This window comes from Alteromonas abrolhosensis, from assembly GCF_001953635.1.
Classification (GTDB): Bacteria; Pseudomonadota; Gammaproteobacteria; order Enterobacterales; family Alteromonadaceae; genus Alteromonas; species Alteromonas abrolhosensis.
In genome coordinates, this window is sequence record NZ_MEJH01000011.1 from 15,299 (window position 1) to 36,512 (window position 21,214).

Below are 21,214 nucleotides of genomic sequence, written 5' to 3' on the forward strand. Positions count from 1 at the left end.
CGGCTTTTTAGTTTAACACTTGTAAACTTGTAACGGTATTAGCTACCAGTCCCTAAGCGTTCACCTTGATAGCTTCCATCTAATACCGCTTTCCACCAGCCTTCGTTCGCCAAATACCATTCAACAGTTTTACGAATACCGCTTTCGAAAGTTTCTTGAGGTTTCCACCCTAATTCACGCTCAATTTTACTAGCATCAATGGCATAGCGCATATCGTGGCCAGGGCGGTCTTGCACATAAGTAATTTGATCTGCGTATTTAGTCTCTTTTGGCTTAACTTCATCCAAGATTGAGCAAATAGTTTGCACCACTTCAATGTTCTGCTTTTCGTTGTGGCCACCAATATTATAGGTTTCACCAATCTCACCATTAAGCGCGACCACCACCAATGCACGTGCGTGGTCTTCAACATACAACCAATCGCGAATTTGATTACCTTTACCATATACAGGAAGTGGCTTTCCAGCTAGCGCATTTAGAATAACCAACGGAATAAGCTTCTCTGGGAAGTGATACGGCCCGTAGTTATTCGAGCAGTTAGTAACTAGTGTGGGTAACTTATATGTACGAAGCCACGAACGCACTAGCTGATCTGAGCTCGCTTTACTTGCTGAATACGGGGAGCTAGGTGCATAAGGGGTAGTTTCTGTAAAGAGTGGAAGCTCTGTTCCTGGTGCAACCTCATCTGGGTGAGGAAGGTCACCATATACTTCATCGGTAGAGATATGATGGAACTTAAAGCCTGCTTTCTTATCGCCTTCTAGTGCAGACCAATACGCTCTTGCTTGTTCAAGTAAGGTGTACGTGCCAACTACATTAGTCTGAATAAATTCGCCTGGGCCGTCGATAGAACGGTCTACATGTGACTCGGCCGCTAAGTGCATAATAATATCGGGCTTGTGCGTGTTGAACACGCGCTTTACTTCTTCAGCATCACAAATATCAACATGCTCAAAGCTATAGCGGTCGCTATTTGAAACTGATGTTAATGACTCTAAATTGCCCGCATAGGTCAATTTATCCAAATTGACTACAGTATGGTCTGTATCGTTTATAAGATGGCGTACTACTGCAGAGCCAATGAATCCTGCACCACCTGTTACTAAAATTGTTTTACTCATTTTTTATTAACCAAAATAATATAATTGTGTTCGTGCCATCTAGGCCTTCAATTCATCGAGCATAATGGACAACTGCTTTCGCCAGTGAGTGGGCTTGCACGAAGCAAATGCTTCGCGTGCAGTTTGTTTATCCAACACGCTATAGTGCGGGCGCTTCGCTGGGGTTGGGTACTGGCTAGAAGGAATTGGTAATACTGTAATAGCACTACTGAGTAACCCTTTTGCAATTCCAAGCTCTTGAATAGCCATAGCAAAATCGTACCAGCTTGCTACGCCCTCGTCGGTCCAATGATAGACACCCACTGCTTTATTTTCAGCAGCCGATACACACACTTCGGCCAACCCTTTAGCCCAGGTAGGTGTACCAATTTGATCGTCTATAACAGAAAGCTGTGGTTTATCTGCCATTAGGCGCAGCATGGTTTTCACAAAGTTATTGCCATGAGATGAATAAACCCAAGCGGTTCGAATTAAGCAGCTAGCCTCTGGTAAAATTTCAAGCAGGGCTTTTTCACCTTCTGCTTTTGATTTGCCATATGCACCTTGAGGTTCAATAGGGTCGTCTGTTAAATAAGGCGAACCTTTGTGACCGTTAAACACATAGTCGGTCGACACATGCACCATAAAAACGCCACGTGCTTTACAGAAAGTTGCCAAATTCTTAACGGCAATGGCATTAATGGCATTACACGCTTCAGTGTCTTCTTCAGCTTTATCAACAGCGGTGTACGCTGACGCGTTAATCAAAACATCTGGTGATAGAGGGGCTAAAGAAGCTTCAATGATATCGCTATTTGTAATATCAATATCATCGCGCCCCAGCAGTGTAACTTGATGATCGCTATTTTTTAGTTCACGAGAAAGCTCAAATGCTAGCTGACCAGACTTGCCTATAATTATAATATTCATTAATTGCTATTACCCAAAAAAAGCCCCAATAACAATTAGAATGTGGGAGCGTCTACAAATGCTAAACCCGCTTCGTCCTTACCAGACAGCGAAGGTTTCTCACCGTTTACCAACGGCCAAGCGATATTTAATGTAGGATCGTCATACTTAACCGACACCTCAGACTCTGGGTGGTAGTAATCAGTACACTTGTACACGAACTCTGCTGATTCACTGGTGACATAAAAGCCATGCGCAAATCCGGCAGGCACCCAAAGCTGGCGCTTGTTTTCGGCAGAAAGTATTACCCCAACCCATTTGCCATAAGTTGGTGAGTCTTTGCGCATATCTACGGCTACATCGTACACTTCGCCGCTAACCACTCGTACTAACTTACCTTGGGTTTGCTCCATTTGGTAATGAAGGCCACGAAGAATACCTTGGCGTGATTTAGAATGGTTATCTTGAACAAAATCTACATCTGCGCATTCTTTTTTAAACCAATCGGCACGAAAGGTTTCTAGAAAGAAGCCGCGCTCATCGCCAAACACTTTCGGCTCAATAATTTTAACGTCGGGGATATCTGTACTAATTGCTTGCATATAAAAACTTATCCATTTCTTACCAATTATTTTACGCGGTCGTGAATAACTTTAAGCAAGTAATCGCCATAACCACTCTTCTTAAGTGGTGCTGCTAGCTTTTCAAGTTGTTCAGCGTTGATATAGCCCATTCTGAAAGCGACTTCCTCAGGGCAACATACTTTTAAGCCTTGGCGTTTTTCGATAGCCGCCACAAAGTTCGCAGCATCGAGCAAAGAATCAAGCGTACCTGTATCCAACCATGCTGAACCACGCCCCATCAATTCGACTTTAAGAGAGCCGTCTTGAAGGTATAAGTTATTTAGGTCCGTAATTTCAAGCTCGCCACGGTGTGACGGCTTTACTTCTCTCGCGAAGTCCACTACTCGATTATCATAATAATACAAGCCAGTAACCGCATAGTTCGACTTAGGAGCAACTGGTTTTTCTTCAATGGAAAGTGCATTCCAGTTTTCATCGAAATCTACTACGCCGTAACGTTCTGGATCGTGAACATGATAACCGAACACTGTAGCTCCATGCTCTTGTTTAAACGCATTTTGCAATGACAGTTTTAAGTCGTGACCATAATATATGTTATCACCAAGCACTAATGAACAACTGTCGTTTCCAATGAAGTCTTCGCCAATTAAAAATGCTTGAGCCAAACCATCTGGTGATGGTTGCACTGCATATTGAATATTCATTCCCAACGAGGAACCATCACCAATGAGGTCGATAAATCGCTGCTGTTCTTCAGGAGTAGTTATGATAAGAACATCTCGAATACCCGACATCATTAATGTTGTTAGTGGATAATAAATCATTGGCTTGTCGTAGATTGGCATGAGCTGTTTGCTTACAACTTTAGTCAAGGGATGCAAACGTGTGCCTGAACCACCAGCCAGAATAATTCCTTTTCTCATTATAAATTACCTATTTTTGTATCTTAAAGATATGGGGCGCCTATCGCCCTAGATCGAATTATTTTACAAGGCGCCCCGAATGCAACTACTTCCTGGGGTATAGATTCGTTTACTAAGGAGGCACTTCCAATCACAGTGTGCTCACCTATGGAAATACTATGGCGCAAGACCGCACCAATTCCAATAGCAGAGTAGCTACCAATTTTTACGTGGCCCCCTGTGACCGCTGATGGTGCTAAAGAGCTAAAGTCTCCCATCAGACTGTCATGGTCCAGTGAACTTCCTGAGTTTAATATCACAAAGTCCCCTAAGTGAGAGTTAGCTCCTAAGTTTGCCCCCGCCAGGATTACTGTACCTTCACCGTACGTCGAACACAGTCCAGTATAAGCAGTTTTATGAACAACTGGCGGAAATCTAAAGCTTCCTGTTTTCTTAAGCCTATTAACCACTTTTTTTCGTTGAGCATTATCGCCGATTGCAATTGCTATATTAGAATTCTCTAAAGAAACTTTTTCAATGCTATTTACAACTGGAAAGTTCAAGAATGTTGTCTTACTATCAGTCTCATCTATAAAAGCTTTGATTTTCCAACCGTTAGAAATTATTGCATCAGCTATGCTAGCAGCATGCCCCCCCGCTCCAAAAATATAAAATTCGCTCATGATTTATAGTGCTGCTCTTACAATTTTTGCAATCATTGTAGCCTGTTCGATTTCTAACCCTGGATAAATCGGAAGGCATAATATACGACTTGCAAGACTCTCCGAAGCAGGACACTTCTGCTCGACCTGTGTATATCCACATGTATTAAGGCTAGGGTAAAAATATCGTCTAGGGATAACTCCACCTTCATGGAGTGACTTTTCAACGTGTAAGAGCTGTTCTTCCGACTCAAGGATAATGGGTGCGTATGAATGACGGTTCTCGCTGTAGCTAGCCCACGACTGAAATTCTACTGCTCCTGAAAGATAATTTTGATACACATTCCAAATGTCAGCTCGCGCTTTATAAATAACGTCAATATCGTCCAATACGCAAAGGCCCATTGCCGCTTCAAATTCGTTCATTTTAGCGTTGGTCCCTTGCCCTTCTATAGTCGTTGGACCAGTAATTCCGAAATTTATTAGTTTCCTACATTTTTCTGCCAGTTCATCGTTATCGGTTATTATCGCCCCCCCTTCAATTGTATGGAACAACTTAGTGGAGTGAAAGCTAACCGTACTTAAATCACCATACGAAAATAAACTCTTATCTTTAAAGTCGACGCCGAAAGCATGCGCTGCATCGTAGACAACTTTTAAATCAAAGTCCTTGGCTTTCTGCTCTATTAATTCGACATCGCACGGGTTACCAAAAACGTGAACAGGAACGACTGCTGAAGCTTCTTTAAGCTGCTGCTCACTAGCTTTTTTGATACACATGTTAAAGCTCTTAGGACATATATCAACGAAATCCGGAGTTAGCCCTTCCCAATTTAAAGTACTCGCTGTAGCAGCAAAGCTAAAAGGAGTTGTAAGGACTCGTCCCTTTAAGTTCAGAGCTTTATAACAAACTTGTAATGCAAGCGAGCCGTTAGCTACGGCGATAACATTTTTTACTCCCAAATGCTGCGCAAGACGCTTTTCCAATTCTTGCACTAATTCACCTTTGTTTGTTAGCCATCTGCTCTCAAACAATTTATCAATGTAAGCATCAAACTTTTCGCGTTGGGGGAGATACGAACGAGTAACGTTAATCATTTATATTTAAAACCTCAAAACAACAGCCGTTCGTTTTAAATTGCTTAAAGAATCCTGTTGGTTCCACTGATCTGTTAGGCAACGGGCTACCGGTATGTGATAACGTGTGCTGTGTAACTTCTATATCTAACAACCTTCCAAAATCAAAGAACAAGATATCTAGATTTACAAAAGCGTGCTCTATAAGGGAGGCTAACATCGGCCCGAGTACTACTCCTTGGAAAAGAATTGTCACGCTTTGGTGCTTTTCAACTAATTCGTCAAGTGCCAACTTCATATTATTTAATTGAAGTTCCCACTTTTGCATAGCCTGTGTTGGAGAAACAGCCAAGTAATATTGTTTTATATCACTGTGTGGAAGGTACTCAGGCCTTATGCCTATTCCGGACAAGTGAGGAGGGGCTACAAGTAAAATTGCTGATTGCTTCGGTAATTGCCGAAGTACATTATCAAGCTCTTTTTGTTGATAAGCATAATTAAGAGGGTAAGAGTCTATGAACGAGTCTCGCTCAGCATTCGATAAATCCGACTGAAGCAAATTTCCGGTAAATACTCCCCTGCGAATCGGATCCAGCCCATTTTTTAAACAACCTACAATAAGATCTTCTGATTTTCCAATGCCGGAGGTCAAGCTCTGCATAAATAGAGTATTTGGGCTATTCATACACCGTTTGATAGAAGCGATCAAAAAGGGTAGTAGATTGCTGGACTCCAACTGCTCCCTAAGTACGTTTATATTTCTGGGACGATAAAGAGAAGCATTATCTGATAATACGAAGGCAAACATCTCCCAAAAACCGTGATTAACCTTAACGAATGAATGTGCTTTACTTGAATCTCGCTCTCTTGAAAGCGGTGAGTTCGGTAGCTTGACATCAAATGCTCTTTGGAAACACCCCAGCAGTTCTTCGTCGCTTAACGCTTCGATTGCTGATAACTTTTTTTCTCTAGCTTTCTTAAAAGTCGCGAATTCGCCTTCTATTCCTTCCTTGTTTGCAATATCTCTAAAAAGGTTCAGTATATAATCCGACGCGATCTCAATAGAGTCTATATTATCTACTGGAGTACTGCGTAATATCTCTAATTTCATTTAATTCCCTAGTGAAACTGCATTCGAGTCAAAAATCTGATAATAAAGAATGCTCTCAAGGTTCAACATAATTTAACCAATACTCTCGATAGCCTTATCAAGTGAGCATGAGCCTTTTTAAAAAGACGTCTGTTCTGCTAAAAATGTTAGCATTTTTAGGTAAAGGAGTACACTTAAGACGCTAAGTCCTGAGGAAAGCTTTTTCAAAGCTTCAGCTCTTTGCTACCCTTATGAGCTTATTTAACACCACTTGAGTAACGAATCGATTTGTGGATAGCCTGATTACACATTTGAAGAAGTTTTTTCGTCTTTTATTATCTAAGAGATATAGACGTGAATGCCACTATTCAAACTTACTACAACACTCATTGTATTTTGACGCTAAATGGTACTTGAGCGAATACCCAGATATCGCGAGAGCGGGAGTAAAAGCTGAAGAACATTACATAAGAAGCGGTTACAGAGAAGGTCGACTTCCAGGACCTTTATTCGACGAAGAGTTTTACCTGAGTCAAATACCTACTCCCATTAAGCGCGATATACCACCGGTTATCCATTATGAATTACACGGTCGACACTACGGTATTGAGCCAGAGCGGAAGTTAAATGCCAACATCTGGTGGAAAAGCCTAAAAGAACCGAGTGTGCCCGAAAAAGAGGAGCAAATAATCGACAGGTTAAGCTCAAGGGGCGTAACCATCGTTATTCCTATTTTTAATGGTGCTCAATTTGTCAAAAAATGCCTTGATAGTGTGTGTCAACTCAAAGGCGCTTTTGAGGTAATCATAATTGATGACTGTAGCGATGAAATTGAGATATCTGACTTGCTGCGCGGGTATTCTAATTTTAATAATATTTCAGTTTTAAGAAACTCTGAAAACCTAGGTTTTACTAAGACCGTTAACAGAGGAGTTAAAGAGGCCTCTGGCAATGACATTATAATTCTCAACTCCGATACAATAGTACCTAAAGCTCTAATTATAAATTTGAAATATGCTGCGTACAGTGATGAACGAATTGGCACTGTTACCCCGCTATCGAATTCCGCTGGGCCATTCTCGATCCCAACAGAATATGTAAGCGCCAACCCGAACAAATTAACACGCCTTTTGTCACAAGGTATACACCTTGATCCTATAGATGTTCCTACTGGACACGGCTTTTGCATGTATATTAAGTCCAGCGTATTTGTGTCAGCTGGTTATTTTGATGAAGAAGCGTTCCCTAGAGGATATGGTGAAGAAAATGACTTATGCTTTAAAGCTAGATTGATAGGCTGGAGGAATGTAGTCGACCCGTGCACATTCGTTTATCATGAAGGTGCAAAATCATTTAAGAAGGAAAAACTGAGCCTAGTTGAAACTGGTATAACAAAATTAAATGAGCGCTACGAGGGTTACAACTCCCATATTCAAAACGGCTTCTCGTCAAAATCATATCTATTTATGAAGAAGCGCGTTTCGACTCTGATCGATAACTTTGAGAGCCTTGAATCTCAAAGCAGACCTAGAATATTGTATATTATTGCGACAGAAGATGGGGGAACTGCAAAGACCAATAACGACCTTATGAAATCTATCCAGGATAGGTACGAAACCTTCCTTCTTAAGAGTAACTCAAGGAGGATTAGTCTATACGTGGTCACGGGAAAGGAAGAGGTTCATCTACAAACTTTTTACCTTAAATCGCCAATAACACCGTTTCCTCATAATAGTTGTGAATACGATAACCTTCTTCTTCATATGCTTCATTTATGGTCAATAGAATTAATTCACATTAGACAAATTGCATGGCACAGCCTAAGTATTGTTAAGAAAGCGCTACAGCTAGGTATACCTACTATTTATTCAATTCACGACTTTTACCCCATTTGCCCTTCAGTTAAGTTGCTAGACAATCATGATAACTATTGCGGTGGTATGTGTACGGCGGGCTTAGGCATGTGCAATATTGAACTGTGGCCCAAAGAACATTTCACGAACTTAAAGCACTGCGAAATTAAGAAATGGCGTCAAATGTTTAATACGATGCTAACGCATGTACACTCAATAATTACTACATCCGAATTTGCTAAATACGTCACAATAAAAAATTTGCCAGTTGCATTAGATAAACCTTTCCATGTCATACCTCATGGTCGTGACTTTACTTACTTTGCATCTTCTTCACAGAGACCAAGAGAAGGAGAAAATATAAGGTTACTAATGTTAGGCACTATAGTTAGAAGTAAAGGTAGTAACTTTATTCTGCCAATCTTAGAGAAATTCCCTAACTTTGAAATTCACCTGCTAGGCAAACTAGAGGGATGTGACATCACGCACCCAAGATATTATGAATACGGCAATTATAAAAGAGACGAGCTTTCGCTTGAAATTGCGAAAATCAAACCTAGCTGGGGCTTACTTTTGTCTATCTGGCCCGAAACATGGTGTCACACATTAACGGAAATGTGGGCAAGTGGCATTCCAGTAGTAGCTTTCGACAATGGAGCGGTTAAAGAGAGGATTTGTGCTAACAAATGTGGTGTACTTGTTAAAAGTTCCGACTTAGATGACCTATTTAAAGTGTTGGGCGAGGTAACAAAAGTAACATTTTGGCAAGAATACGCTAACAATGTAATGCAATGGCAGAACCATGAAGGAGCCAAGCAAAATTTAAAAGAAATGTCCTACCAATACACTGAAGTTTATGACCAAATAATGCGTTAAGAGGTAGTAGAAGCTAGTCAATGGAAATCTTTATTCATGTAGGTCCTCCTAAGACCGGGACTTCGTTTATACAGCAATGGTGCTCACGCCACAGAGAATGGCTTTTAATAAAAGGGGTGTACTACCCAGAACATCATTTAGATAAAAATCTCATAAGCAGTGGCAATCTTTTAAGTCTATTCGAACTTAAAAATGATGATGATTTAACTTTTTCAATTAAGAAGCTAGAAGTCTTAAAAAAGGAAGCTACAGAATTAAAGGCTAAGAAACTTCTTTTTTCATCAGAGTACTTCTTTGAACATATAGACAAGCTAATAGAAAAAATACCCGAAGCCAAAATAGTTCTATACCTTCGGAATGAGCTAGAAGTAGTCGAATCGTCGCACAACCAAAGTGTGAAGCGTCATTTTAAAACTTCACTTTTTCAGGATATCAATCAACCAATTTCGACAAGTTTAAGAAAAATACTTAGGCACTTTCAATCGCATAGGTCTGATAAATTTTTGTTGCGCTTTTATGCAAAAGAAATGTTTGTAGGGGGTAATATACTATCAGACCTCCTCGACACAATCGGGTTAGATACATCGTGGTTAACTATTCGAAGTAAAACAGTTAATTCTTCATATAGTCACAAAGCCTTAGAGTTTAAACGAGCTGTGAATTTTTATAGGAAACGTGAGTTTCACAATGCTTTAGACGAATACTTACAATGGATTTCCGAAAATACTCCTAAGTACTCATTACTATCTAAGGCAGGCTATAATCACGCTAAAAATGGATACTTAGAGCAAATTAAAGAGTTTTTAAATGCGTTTCCACAAGAAGGCGGAGAAGATTTCATTGAAATCTGTAAAAATACCGTACAAGCGGACAGAGTTCCGCAGTTTATTCATTCACGCGATGTGAAGAATATAGTAAAAGGATGGTTAAGTTTTCATCCGAATAGCTATAACGAACTTAAAGAGCTTTGCAAATTTGCAAAGGAGACTAACCTCGAGCGCTACCAAGAAAATGTCATTCAGACAATTGAAAGTGCTATCCAAAATGAGCGGCATATGTCTTTCACGAACATTATTCATAAAGCTTTTAGCTTGGGACGCCTGAATCGTTCTACCGAAATTGACCAAATAAATTTAGAGCTTCCAACAAAGCATCAACAGTTAACAGTTGAGTCAATTTCATCTACACATGAGAATATTAAACTGATCTCTCACCATATACCTAAAACGGCTGGTAGCTCGTTTGGTAAAGCACTCACCCAAGCATATGGTAGAGAATGTATATTTGGTGTTTATAAAGATACTGGGGCAAGTTTATTAACGAACGGACAAGATATAAGTTTGCCAAAAGATGTTTGTGTTTTACACGGTCATTTTGCTAGCCATGTAAATCATAAGACAATGTTTCCTAATGCTAAAAGGATTTGCTGGATAAGAGACCCTGCAGAAAGACTATGGTCACTAACCAAACATATTTTAAGAAACAAACAGCCTATTACGCATTACCAAAGCCTATTAAATTATGCCAAAAATGAGGATGAGTTATCAGTTGAAAAAGCCTTTACTCTCGTTTTGCTGAAACCGGAGTTTGAAGTCATTCGGAATGACTATCAAAGATATTTTCACCATATTTCTCTACAAGAATTTGATTTTGTCGGTTCTATACATAGGTACGAAGACGGCTTATCCGAACTGGAAAACTTGATAAATCTACCGCTTGAAAGCCTCAGAGAAAATACAGCTCCTGACTCAGAAAGCTTAGTAATGAAATACCCAGAAACTTACTTAAAAGCTAAAAGCTTATTAAAAGCTGAATTTAATTTAGTACAAAAATTTTGTTAAATTAAGCCTATAAAACGCATAGTTCATTTTTGATATCGCAGCTTTCTAATAAATCTCTCCTTGCAGTAAATAGAGGTGGAGCTGGCGCTGAACCTGAGTTGTCAATCGACTCGATTACTAACTCAGAACTTTTTCAACAGCGTCAAATTCTTATCTAATAAGCGCAGCAAGGAGACCAGAGGCGAACTCTTTGAGTTATCTGAAGTTGCCCCTCAGTGTTAGAAATTACTTTTGGGTAAGTCTTTTTCAGGTTTCGTTGACCCTTTCTAAAAAGTGGTCAAGCAAATTGAATCGGCTTTCCCAACAGTTTTCGTCGATAAACTTTTGATAGATATCAATATCAAATTGATGTGCGATAGCATACCTCACATTTTTGACAAACTCTTCTGAATCATTCGAAACTAAGACAGCATCGCAAGTAGGCAGATTGTCAATGTTAGTTGTAACCACAGGACGTTGATTGCTTAAATAAACAAAGACCTTAAGAGGGTTCATATTGGTCGTTAATGCTGTTTTTTTGTGAGGAACAATACATACATCAAACTCCCTAATAACTGTATTAACATAGCGGTTTTCGACTACCCCAGGCATGAGAATGTTTGAAATTTCACTTAGTCGCTTAATATCAGGGTTCGCATGTGTTGAGCCGACAAGAACGATTAATGCCTCAGGCATTTCATTCGCTAACTTCTCTATCAATTTGTCATCTATTTTTGATTCAAGGTTACCAACAAAACCAATTACCGGCCCTGCATGAGCACGAATACTTTTAATGAATTCAGTTTGAAAATTGACTTGGTTTGGGCTCCTCTCGCAGCCGTTGGGTACTAACTTCAGAAAAGGGGTATAGCCTGCCATTGAGTCATATACTGATTTACAATTAGCAAAAGCCAAGTCAGCTTTGTTTAATATACCCTCATAATGCTTAGTGAGTCGGGTAATTTCATTACTGCTCACATTTGGCCATGTTCTGTGATCATCGACAACATCCACAACTACAGACTTCGGCTCGAATATTTCGATCAAGTCTTCCGCTAAATAGTTTTTAGGATAAAACCAGAAGACAGAGTCTTTCGGAACAATTCCCTCTCGTTCGAATACTTTAGTCAAGAATTCACTGTAGTCCTCTAACAGTGAAACTCGTCCCGGTATTGGAGTATCAGAGTAATAAATACCTGGCTGATGAATGAAAACATCATAAGAGAGCTTTTCAGTGTCATGCTGACCAAGCTTTTTTTCATATGTCTTAATGTAGACAGCGCGCTCTTGAGTTAGCGTTGCTTGCTCACTGATTTTCTTGTTTAAATCAAATGTTGATATGGGTGCATCGATGACTAGAACTTTTCTGACATCATCACGCTCTGATAGCAATTTAGCGACCATATCGTGCCGACGTCCATACAGCCCTGAATCATTCTGTTTCCAGAATAACACCACATCTATTCCACTTAGGCTATTAGAGCGAACTTTGGGAACAAACGCATTTCGTAAACTCTCCCAAAATATCTCCTGTTCAGTAATGTCGATATTACCCTTCTTATTTAAAACTGACCTAAATATTTCACGTAAGGTTGATTCTGCAGATTTGTAGCTATAGTTTGATAAAAATTTCTCTTTACGTTTCTTAAGTTTTTCGGCGCTCGGTTTCCGATTTGCAACTGAATAAATTTGGGAAGCCAAGTCATGCTCATCTATGAGTTCTGCAACACCATCATCAACTAGCTGTTTCAGTGGAACTGTATTGGATACAAGCAAGGGCTTGCACATAGCTATTGCATCCATCGCTTTAGCTGGTAATTGGTATTTCGATGTTTCGTGTGTAACATCTTGAGGCAAACAGACTAAGTCGGCCATCGATAGAATCTCTGGAATGGACGAAAAAGGCTGGTTTGGAATGTTGAGAAGCCTGCCGTTACTTAATCTCTCTAATTCACTAGTAACTCTTTTATCAGGTGAGGTTCCAACAACTATGAAAAGAAAGTTGTCATCATCAATTTGAGCAACAGCCTGTGCAACTTTACCTATTCCTTTATGAACTCGAGGAGTTCCAAAAAACATAACCACTCTGGCTTTCTCGGGAACTCCATATTGGCGTCGCACCTTAGCACTATCAAACCTAGATGGGTCAAACGTGGTTTCGTCCCTAACGTGTGGAATTTGGTGACCACCAAATTCTTTTTCCAATGCGACGTTTGAAACAATGACCTCGTCAGCAAAGTCGACTAAATTGTGGCTAAGTTGTGTCCATTCACTCTCGTAAGGCTCTGTGATGTTGCTGAATTTTTCGGGGAATTCATTCAACTCCGCTAAAGGTATATCTGACTTTCCTTTCGTAAAAGACAATTCGTGGTCGTCTACATCAATTACAAGCGGAATACCTTTGTGTGCTTTGAAAAGCATTCCTAAATTTACGGACGGTAACCTCGGTTTACACGCAATAACAACATCTGGGGTATAGCGTTTTACGATTTGTTCTGCCTCTTCCAATAACTCAGGGAGAAGTTTACCCTTCAAGGAAATTATCGGAATCTTCGACTCTCTAACTGGCTCCCATATATCTTTTCCGTACCGCTCGAACTGATAACCAGCAAGCAAAACATTACCTGCGACTCTTTGAACTGCCTCTGCAAGCATATAAGCCCTACCTAGAGGGTTGTGCCCAATATCCCAGCTAATGACAAGTACTGTAATAGGGAGTTTTTTCAAATCCTGAGATAAAGTTATGTCTCTTCTCTCAACTCTTTTACTTTTGTATTGTTCTATGGGTTGCTTAACTGGTTGCGCTATTTTATCAAGGATGTTTCCGCCTCTTGACTTTACATCTGTGTATTCAACAAGAAAGCTAAAAATAGGAGCCTGGTTGGGAAATTGATTCGACAATTCCTTAAGATATAAATTAGCTGATTCATAGTCATTGTGAATCAAGGCTTTACGAGCGAGTTCTAGCTTTTGTTGATATTTTTCAGTCATTGTTGCTTATCAGTAGGTGGGAGTTTGGTTGGTAGTTAAGATAAAAATACAAGGTTTGAGAATATCACACTGCGTCAGGCGCTTACAATCGAGCCTTCATATCAACTACTCTCAAGAAATTTTCTCATTTTCCCTTGAAGCAATGCCAGACTATGCTGATTTTTCAGGGGGCTATAAGCTTCTCGTTTACAATCTCTTATCTGATCCACTCTCCGCTCTCTAAAACGTTCAAGCTCATGGTTAAAACTATTTGCTTCCAACCAGCTGTTAAAGCTATTGTTTTTTTGAGAGAAGGCCCCATAGTTGACGAAACTTTCTTCAATGGGTAGCAAATACATAGAATGGCTCACGGACATTATGTTTGAAATTCGTTCTGTTGGTATCCGTACATGTTGCGGAGCAAACAAAATGGTCTTTCTGCTAGCAATCGTAAAAGCCTCACGTTGTTCATCTAAAAAGATTAAGCTCACATTTTCACCAATGCTTAACATTTTATGTGATTGCTTCATGTCTCCTAAAACTAACACATAAATACTTAGCTCTGCCCGGAAAAAACGCTGTACATAATTAACGAACCAAGCTAATTCAATAAAATTTTCTTCTTCATAGACAAAAATCATTGAATAAACGCTTTCGAAGTTGGAGCACAGACTGGTTCTGACATCAAGGTACTCACGTTCGAAGTCTTTTGTTACCACTAGTTCAGCTAGTTTAAGAGCCGTTAATTGATCGCTAGGGTTTCCGCACAAAGATGATAAAAGTCCTAGCGATGCTAATCGTTCAGCGTAAATCTTGCAGTTGTATAATGACTTATACACCGCAGCAAGAATTAAAGACTCGCGCGATAAATCAACAAGATGAATATTGTCTGCTCTGTGATTAAGTGCATATTGAATTAAAGAGCCAAGTCGCATTTCACCTGCATTTACGTATAAACAATCCGTTTGCCTCTGTTCTTGAGGCATGTTTTGGTAGGAACTTAACGCTATCCGCTCCCTTCTAGAAATTACTGTAATCCCAACGCTACTTTTTTGGCTTTTATAAAAATCGTAAAGACTGTCTGCTATGAAATGACTTTCTGTAAATGCGCCTTTGGCAATTATCATCGTACGTGTGACACGCTGCTCCATGCACAAACTTTCTCTTAATTTTTCGAATGTGAATTGGAAAGAGGAAGCTAGCGAAGGGTTTTCTTGTGTTAAAGACATTAACGATGACAATGCCTCATAAGCGCTGAATTGTTTTTGATATAACTGTCTTACTAAAGAATTCGTCTCAGTATTTACTTTCGCTTTAACTTCAAACGTAGAAGACTTTATCCAGAAAGGAATATTACTTTTATCGAGCTTTGCAGAACTAATTAAAACGCCATCGTCCTTATAGTGATTCGTGTCATCCGAGCTTATATACGATGCCCATCGTTTTACAAAAACGTGTCTGTTAGGTTTAACATTATCAAAACGACCTTCAGACTTTGATTCATGGTGAACCAGAACACTTGTAGTTACGACTTTAGCCATTAAAGAGGTATATCTTTTAAGCTTTAAACACAGATCGATGTCTTCTTGCCCATTAATGTAGATGGGAGAAAAGCCTTCAACCTCTGCAAAACTTGTTGCCTTCACACAAATGCAAGCAGCTGTAACGGCTGAAAAATCAGTATTTTTTATACGCTCTACAAAACTTTTCGGTTTGCCATTGTATATTCCATAGCCTATACAGCTGTTTTCGTTAAAAGTGATACCAACACTTTGTATCGTATTATCTGGGTACAGAAGCAAGGGTTGGGATGCAAAATATTTTTCACATTTCACTGGAGCGACTAAAGGGGAAAGCCAACCTTCAGATACTTCAATGTCGTTATTTAGGAAAACAATATAATCACCTTCACTCTTGCTAAATCCTACATTACATCCAAAAGAAAAATTCATATTTTTATTGAGTGATATAACCGAAAAGCTTTTAAAAAGGCTAGTAAGCTTCTTGAGAACTGTTTTAGTCTGGTTGTCAGAACCATTATCTACAGCGATAACCTCTAGGATTTGATCGTCATCATATTCAAAAATCGAGCGAACACACGCTTCTGTCAACTCAGCTTGGTTATAAACAGGAATGACAATAGAAACTTTTTCTTTTTTTCGTGTCTTTTCTTTTAGCGCCTTCCAATTAATTACAGCTCTTTGATGTTTCAGTATCCTAAATGACTCTATCTGCTTGGAATTTAATAAAAACTGCTCTAGGAAAAGATAATATGGTATGTAATCTACAGTGCCTACAAAGTCATGTTTGCCAAAGTCGCGTGGGGTGTGTTCGAGAAGCGCGGACAGATCCCTACTATCTTCAGCAATAAAATTAAGTGTATTACCAACCTCTCGTGTAGAAGCTTGGGATACGAATTCAGTAGGTCTACATATCTGTGAAAACACACTGCCTTCATAAGAAAAAATCAAAGCAATTTTATCTGTTCGATCACAAGCTAAAAGAAACACTCTTTCTAAAGCATTTGCCCAAGCCCCATCTTGGGAATAAGATTGAACAAATAAATGTTCATTTTTGATGGCCCATTCAGACAAAAAACTCAGAACAGCTGGCCTCAGACTAAAGTTAGTTCCAGCAAAAAAACCATATGAGTGCCAATCTTGGTCTAATTTCGGTGTACTTTCTAATAAGTTAGTGAAATTCGTTTCATTGCCTAACATTAGGTTCTTGCATGACAAATAAAAGGGTGCCATGCCAGCAAACGAGACCTCTTCTCTTTTTTCAAACACGTGTTCAATATGCTGTAAGACCCTTCTTGAAACTAATGCCTCACCAGCGTATTTATTCCAGGCAATGTCGACATCATCAATTTCTTTTTTAAGATGGAATTTTGTTACGATATCGTATGAAGCCTTAAGCTCAGGAAGAAGTTTAAGGAACGGTAAGATATCCATTCCCCTATTTTCGAAAACCCTCAATTGAACAGATAAGCCCTTTTTGTTTGCTGCTCTTATCACATTCCTTGAAAGCGTTTGATTACACGTTATAAAAATGTCGGCTAGGTCGGCGCTCTCTTCTAGGTATTCGAGCGCTTTTTCTACGTGGTTTTGATAATATATATGACAAACAACGGCATGTCTTAGCACTTTCCTTGGCTCCATGTCAGTCTAAAAAAAGCTACTCATTCGCAATAATAATACTGCACCAGAGCCGAAAACATCTTCTTCCACATTAGACAAATCTAAAGTGAACTTTGGATCTTTTCCGGTGCTCTTAATAGCTATCTGCTTCCCCCCTTGAAGACTTAAGAACTCCATTTCCCCAACCCCAGAATAGTTTGGTTCTTCAGTATTTAAGTCCCAAACAACGCTACCATCCTTTGCTTGAATTTTACATTCACCCAGAAGGAACATTCCTTCTTTATTTGAGATATCCAATCTTAGCGAATTAATTCGCTTGTTCGGAATTTGGATGTTAAATATTTGCTCAGAGGCAGAGGCTTGGAAGCTCTGTTTTACCGTCTTTTCTTCAGAGAAGGCATTTGGTTCTTCTGCCCAGTAAAGACACAATTCTGCTAACCTTGTCTGTTGCGCCTCTTTGGAACCTCTTACAGTAAAATGGGGCAGATTAATAAACTCTTCTAATGACGCATTCTCGTTAAGACTACCTGTATTAAATGAAGCGGAAAAATAGGAGTTAATTTCTCTGAACGCGCCCTGAAATTGATTGATATCGACAGATATGGAAAGCTCGCGTAGTAAATATTTGACTAGATTTATCCTAGAAACAAAAGATGCATCGTTGGGTTGGGCGACAGAGGTAATACCTCCTAAAGTTACAACTACACCCCTAAATGCTACTAAATCGAAATATACGTTACCTGGGTAATTCCACTCTAAATCAATAAACTCGATGTCATTGGTTGCACTCACTATCATATTTCGAGGTAGTGCATCTAAGTATTTCCCGGGAATTTGACATAGTTGGTTTCCTGTTGAGCCTTCGTCAATCTGAAACTTTCTAAGTTGACTCAACCATACTTTAAACCAAGGAACTAATTCCTCTACTTTCCAGTTATCTCTTTGAACAATTTTGTGCAAAGAAAATCGATAAATACTTCCTTCTACCCATTGCTCTTCGGTAACTATTGATGACCCACTTTCATCAAAATGAGTTCTACTAACCGTAGTCGTACCGTCACTATCTATAAACTCAATATATTGTCTTGTGGTTATATTTCTCTTTGGAGAAAAATAAGAAGCTATGACTTGAGGCTTGTATTCGAGAATAGGTGGCGCTTTATGGCATACATATAAGTGCGAGTTCGCCATATCAGGTAATAAACCATTTCTTTCTATTAACCTTAAAGTAGATTCTAGAGAAAAAGTAGGTTTGGCAATCGGTTGTCCGTCGTGGATAGCAGTGCCAGCTACAATATCTGATAAATCGAACTTATTAGGGGAGCGTGTGTATCGAGGGTGAACAATCAATGAGGGTAACTTATAATCGGGAAACGCTAGATAAGTATCTACCTTTTTAAAACCTTCGCTTATGAACTTATTTTCAAGCTCTTTTTTACCAAATGTTATAGGATCTTTATTCGTATAAATGTCATTAATACCAGCCATTATTCCAACACCATGGTCTTCTGGCGCGCCAGCAAAGTACTTCAATCCTAACTGGTTCTCAATAGCCACAATTAAGATACCGTTAGGCTTCAGATATTGTTTAGCTTTCTGAATAACATGGCCTATTGGATCGTCGCTATCAACGTAAATCTGTGAGTATTCCAAAACCCCGATTAAAGTTACAACATCAAATTGCTCTTCAAACTCAAGGTCTTGAATTAAGTCGATAACAATATTTACATTAGGTAAGTCTCTGCATCGCTCTGCTGCAACTTTTCCTCTATTGACGCTTCCTTCGACAGCCACTACTTGATTGGATATTTCCCCCAAATAACGAGTAATTGCACCACAACCGCACCCGAGTTCAAGTGTCTTTTTATTCTTGAGCAAGCCTTCTAGAGGTTTCAACAAGTTGTGTCTATCGGGTAAGAAGTGATAAACCTTTGCCCAACTATCTGCTGCTGATATTAGTTCAGCTGAATAGAGTGAAGTATCACTCGCAGCTTTAACGATAGCAAAAATTTCCTCTTCGATTAGACTACCATCAGAGTATGTATGCTGTTTAATTTCATGCTTTTGCCATATTCGTAAATATTCATTGAATACGTAAAGTTCTTCAAGACCGAGGGGCATTTTTACTATATTTTTTTCGCTAAGAACTCGCTTGACCAAGTTTAGATATTTAGACTGATTTGAAAATTGCGACGATACACTGTTCTGAGCACCTATAAGCATTCCAAGTTCTGCCGTGTCGGAATCTAGTATATACAATAGCAGTTGAAGTAAAGTATTTTCAGATAGAGAAAAGTCAGAGTTTCCGTGGATATCTTCAAGTGCCTGCGCCAACATTTGGTCATTTTTGGAAGCCCAGTCTTGAACTTTTTGAGTGGCTTTATTTATCCAATACTCTTTTTTCAGTTGACGCTCTACACTCATTTAAGATCTCTTTTTTCATACTCAATTTAATAAACGCAACGATATATTGGGCTTTTGGCATCACCTATCTATGAACTGAATTGACTCATAAAATCACTAAATTTAAAAGTCTGCTACTACAGTCCCAAGTTTCTATCAAGCTAAGAAAGGTTTTTAATGAGATCATAAAGATTCTGGCAAGTATTTTTAATCTCACTGATTTTCTCTTTCTCTAGATTTGACAAAACTGTTTTAAGATCCGTTGTAGAAATATTATCAGTACGTGATAAATAAATAACATCTACAATTTCTGATAAATAATCAAAATGACCGGACCAGTCATCTCCCATCGCGAATATATCCGCTTTTTCCCTTATGATATCTTCTCTTTTCTGCTCCCAGCTATTTTCGGCAAAAACATCATCGACATATCTACACGCCAATAGAACTTCTTTCCTTTGTTCGTATGGAATAACAACCTGTTTACCTTTTATCTGGTTAAAATCATCTGAAGAGAGGCCAATAACTAAACGGTCTCCGAGTTGAGATAAGCGTTTTAAAAGCTTCACATGACCGACATGGAACAGATCAAATGTACCGTAAGTTATAATTGTCTTCATAAGCGAATACTCAACAAATAGTCTTTGAAAATAATGTTTGATTTATCCCAATTAAATCTCCACAAAGGATCTGGCTTAATCCACTGGTTGCCGTAGTTTAGAGATAAACACATATCAATATTGTTTGGAAAACAAAGCTTCTGAGAATAAAAAGATTTTTGTGCGACGGGGAAGACATTATCATATTCTAATTCACCACCACACCAAGGGTAAATCCAAACTTTACCCCCTATACTCCATGAAAGAAATACATCGACAGCTCCCACATTCCCTTTCATTTTGAATTGCAGGGCATTCATACCTTGTTCTAGAAAAGAACAATTGGCATTATAAAAATCTTGAACGACCCCCTCTAACTCAGCAATATCATTCACTTCACCTAGATAAGCGACAAAGTCTAGGTCATCATCGAAGCCAATTAGTTCACCTTCACGCGCTAGACCCAGCAAAGTTCCTGAAGTACAAAACCAGGGACGGCCAAGAGAGTTTAAATAAGAAGTAATTTGTTCTAAACGAGAAATCAATAAGTCATTGTCTAAACTTTTCAATGGAATCGTAATTCCATGAGAACCGATACAATACGGACTCATTACATCTGCTACAGAATTAAACAACTCGATACTTTTTATCTCTTGATTTGTCCAATCGGTTTTGAAAAGGCCACTATCTATGATTAAGCGTAAGTTTTCCGCTTCTTGCTCATTCAGATTATTCCTTAAGACGTGACTATCAATATTTCTTTTTAAATTCAGCACAAAATCAGAACAAACAATATGCTCCACCAATTCGTTTTTTCTCAATAAACATATCTCTGGATAATAAGCTTGCCAAGCATGCCACCTCAGAACTTTACTCTTTATTAATAGCTTATGAACTGCTACATCTTTTGAAGATGCATAAGTGTAGTCATTTTCTGCACTTGAGTTAAGTTTGAATTTATATAAGGTCTTATCTTCAGAAACACCTAATACTTCGAATAATTCTGGATTTAATGCTCCTTTATTGTTATCAAAATTAAGTTGGACTGTATCAACAAGCTTATTAGAATTTAATTCAAGTAAAAGATTCCCGCTTGTAAAATCGAACCTCCCAACATTGGTAGAAAACTCTTCTTTTATATTTTTTTGAATTTCATGATAGAAATCGCTCATTTTTTCTCACTATTTAATTATTTTTTCAAAAAAGTAGTAACAACCAAAGCTCCGTAT

The 21,214-nt window shown here is 38.9% G+C and carries 14 protein-coding genes; 2 read left to right on the forward strand and 12 right to left on the reverse strand.

The window, feature by feature from the left end:
- Positions 1-38 precede the first annotated feature (38 nt).
- From rfbB to BGK61_RS15255, 7 genes are read right to left on the reverse strand one after another with little or no spacing between them, the layout of a single operon-like run.
- The gene (gene rfbB, locus BGK61_RS15225) at positions 39-1,121 is read right to left on the reverse strand and encodes a dTDP-glucose 4,6-dehydratase (RefSeq protein ID WP_076011353.1); all 1,083 of its coding nucleotides are present in this window, start codon (positions 1,119-1,121) and stop codon (positions 39-41) included.
- Positions 1,122-1,160: 39 nt separating this feature from the next.
- On the reverse strand, positions 1,161-2,030 hold the full coding sequence (rfbD, locus tag BGK61_RS15230; RefSeq protein ID WP_076011352.1) for a dTDP-4-dehydrorhamnose reductase: 870 nt from the start codon (positions 2,028-2,030) through the stop codon (positions 1,161-1,163).
- 35 nt (positions 2,031-2,065) lie between these two features.
- Positions 2,066-2,611: a dTDP-4-dehydrorhamnose 3,5-epimerase gene (gene rfbC / locus BGK61_RS15235; protein WP_076011351.1), complete on the reverse strand. Its 546-nt coding sequence runs from the start codon at positions 2,609-2,611 to the stop codon at positions 2,066-2,068.
- A gap of 26 nt (positions 2,612-2,637) precedes the next feature.
- Entirely contained in the window at positions 2,638-3,516 is an 879-nt protein-coding gene (gene rfbA, locus BGK61_RS15240; protein ID WP_076011350.1) for a glucose-1-phosphate thymidylyltransferase RfbA, read from the reverse strand.
- A 23-nt stretch (positions 3,517-3,539) separates the two neighbouring features.
- Positions 3,540-4,178 carry a NeuD/PglB/VioB family sugar acetyltransferase gene (locus BGK61_RS15245; protein ID WP_076011349.1) on the reverse strand — a complete coding sequence of 213 codons (639 nt, stop codon included), beginning with the start codon at positions 4,176-4,178 and terminating at the stop codon, positions 3,540-3,542.
- 3 nt (positions 4,179-4,181) lie between these two features.
- On the reverse strand, positions 4,182-5,255 hold the full coding sequence (locus BGK61_RS15250; RefSeq protein WP_076011348.1) for a DegT/DnrJ/EryC1/StrS family aminotransferase: 1,074 nt from the start codon (positions 5,253-5,255) through the stop codon (positions 4,182-4,184).
- On the reverse strand, positions 5,248-6,345 hold the full coding sequence (locus BGK61_RS15255) for a hypothetical protein (RefSeq protein ID WP_076011347.1): 1,098 nt from the start codon (positions 6,343-6,345) through the stop codon (positions 5,248-5,250). Before BGK61_RS15255 ends, BGK61_RS15250 begins: the two co-directional genes overlap by 8 nt.
- A 269-nt stretch (positions 6,346-6,614) precedes the next feature.
- Here BGK61_RS15255 and BGK61_RS15260 point away from each other — a divergent pair, with 269 nt between their 5' ends.
- Together BGK61_RS15260 and BGK61_RS15265 are read left to right on the forward strand one after the other, a co-directional pair.
- Positions 6,615-9,053, forward strand: a complete 2,439-nt coding sequence (locus BGK61_RS15260; RefSeq protein WP_076011346.1) for a glycosyltransferase — start codon at positions 6,615-6,617, stop codon at positions 9,051-9,053.
- 20 nt (positions 9,054-9,073) lie between these two features.
- Complete coding sequence (locus tag BGK61_RS15265; RefSeq protein ID WP_076011345.1) at positions 9,074-10,894, forward strand: sulfotransferase family 2 domain-containing protein; 1,821 nt, start codon at positions 9,074-9,076, stop codon at positions 10,892-10,894.
- A gap of 246 nt (positions 10,895-11,140) precedes the next feature.
- Here BGK61_RS15265 and BGK61_RS15270 read toward each other — a convergent pair whose 3' ends face one another.
- The 5 genes from BGK61_RS15270 to BGK61_RS15290 all read right to left on the reverse strand — a co-directional run bounded on the left by BGK61_RS15270 (position 11,141) and on the right by BGK61_RS15290 (position 21,157).
- The gene (locus tag BGK61_RS15270; RefSeq protein ID WP_076011344.1) at positions 11,141-13,864 is read right to left on the reverse strand and encodes a glycosyltransferase family 4 protein; all 2,724 of its coding nucleotides are present in this window, start codon (positions 13,862-13,864) and stop codon (positions 11,141-11,143) included.
- A 101-nt stretch (positions 13,865-13,965) separates the two neighbouring features.
- Positions 13,966-16,989, reverse strand: a complete 3,024-nt coding sequence (locus tag BGK61_RS15275) for a glycosyltransferase family 2 protein (RefSeq protein WP_076011343.1) — start codon at positions 16,987-16,989, stop codon at positions 13,966-13,968.
- 21 nt (positions 16,990-17,010) lie between these two features.
- Positions 17,011-19,407: a class I SAM-dependent methyltransferase gene (locus BGK61_RS15280; protein ID WP_076011342.1), complete on the reverse strand. Its 2,397-nt coding sequence runs from the start codon at positions 19,405-19,407 to the stop codon at positions 17,011-17,013.
- A gap of 140 nt (positions 19,408-19,547) precedes the next feature.
- Complete coding sequence (locus tag BGK61_RS15285; protein ID WP_076011341.1) at positions 19,548-20,006, reverse strand: FAD synthase family protein; 459 nt, start codon at positions 20,004-20,006, stop codon at positions 19,548-19,550.
- On the reverse strand, positions 20,003-21,157 hold the full coding sequence (locus BGK61_RS15290) for a hypothetical protein (protein ID WP_076011340.1): 1,155 nt from the start codon (positions 21,155-21,157) through the stop codon (positions 20,003-20,005). The genes BGK61_RS15285 and BGK61_RS15290 overlap by 4 nt, the downstream gene beginning before the upstream one ends.
- Positions 21,158-21,214: the final 57 nt, after the last annotated feature.

Coding starts and splice junctions, on each gene's coding strand:
- BGK61_RS15280 (WP_076011342.1), bottom strand. CDS start 19,407: ATGAGTGTAGAGCGTCAACTGAAAAAAGAGTATTGGATAAATAAAGCC.
- rfbD (WP_076011352.1), bottom strand. CDS start 2,030: ATGAATATTATAATTATAGGCAAGTCTGGTCAGCTAGCATTTGAGCTT.
- rfbC (WP_076011351.1), bottom strand. CDS start 2,611: ATGCAAGCAATTAGTACAGATATCCCCGACGTTAAAATTATTGAGCCG.
- BGK61_RS15245 (WP_076011349.1), bottom strand. CDS start 4,178: ATGAGCGAATTTTATATTTTTGGAGCGGGGGGGCATGCTGCTAGCATA.
- BGK61_RS15265 (WP_076011345.1), top strand. CDS start 9,074: ATGGAAATCTTTATTCATGTAGGTCCTCCTAAGACCGGGACTTCGTTT.
- rfbA (WP_076011350.1), bottom strand. CDS start 3,516: ATGAGAAAAGGAATTATTCTGGCTGGTGGTTCAGGCACACGTTTGCAT.
- rfbB (WP_076011353.1), bottom strand. CDS start 1,121: ATGAGTAAAACAATTTTAGTAACAGGTGGTGCAGGATTCATTGGCTCT.
- BGK61_RS15285 (WP_076011341.1), bottom strand. CDS start 20,006: ATGAAGACAATTATAACTTACGGTACATTTGATCTGTTCCATGTCGGT.
- BGK61_RS15270 (WP_076011344.1), bottom strand. CDS start 13,864: ATGACTGAAAAATATCAACAAAAGCTAGAACTCGCTCGTAAAGCCTTG.
- BGK61_RS15290 (WP_076011340.1), bottom strand. CDS start 21,157: ATGAGCGATTTCTATCATGAAATTCAAAAAAATATAAAAGAAGAGTTT.
- BGK61_RS15255 (WP_076011347.1), bottom strand. CDS start 6,345: ATGAAATTAGAGATATTACGCAGTACTCCAGTAGATAATATAGACTCT.
- BGK61_RS15250 (WP_076011348.1), bottom strand. CDS start 5,255: ATGATTAACGTTACTCGTTCGTATCTCCCCCAACGCGAAAAGTTTGAT.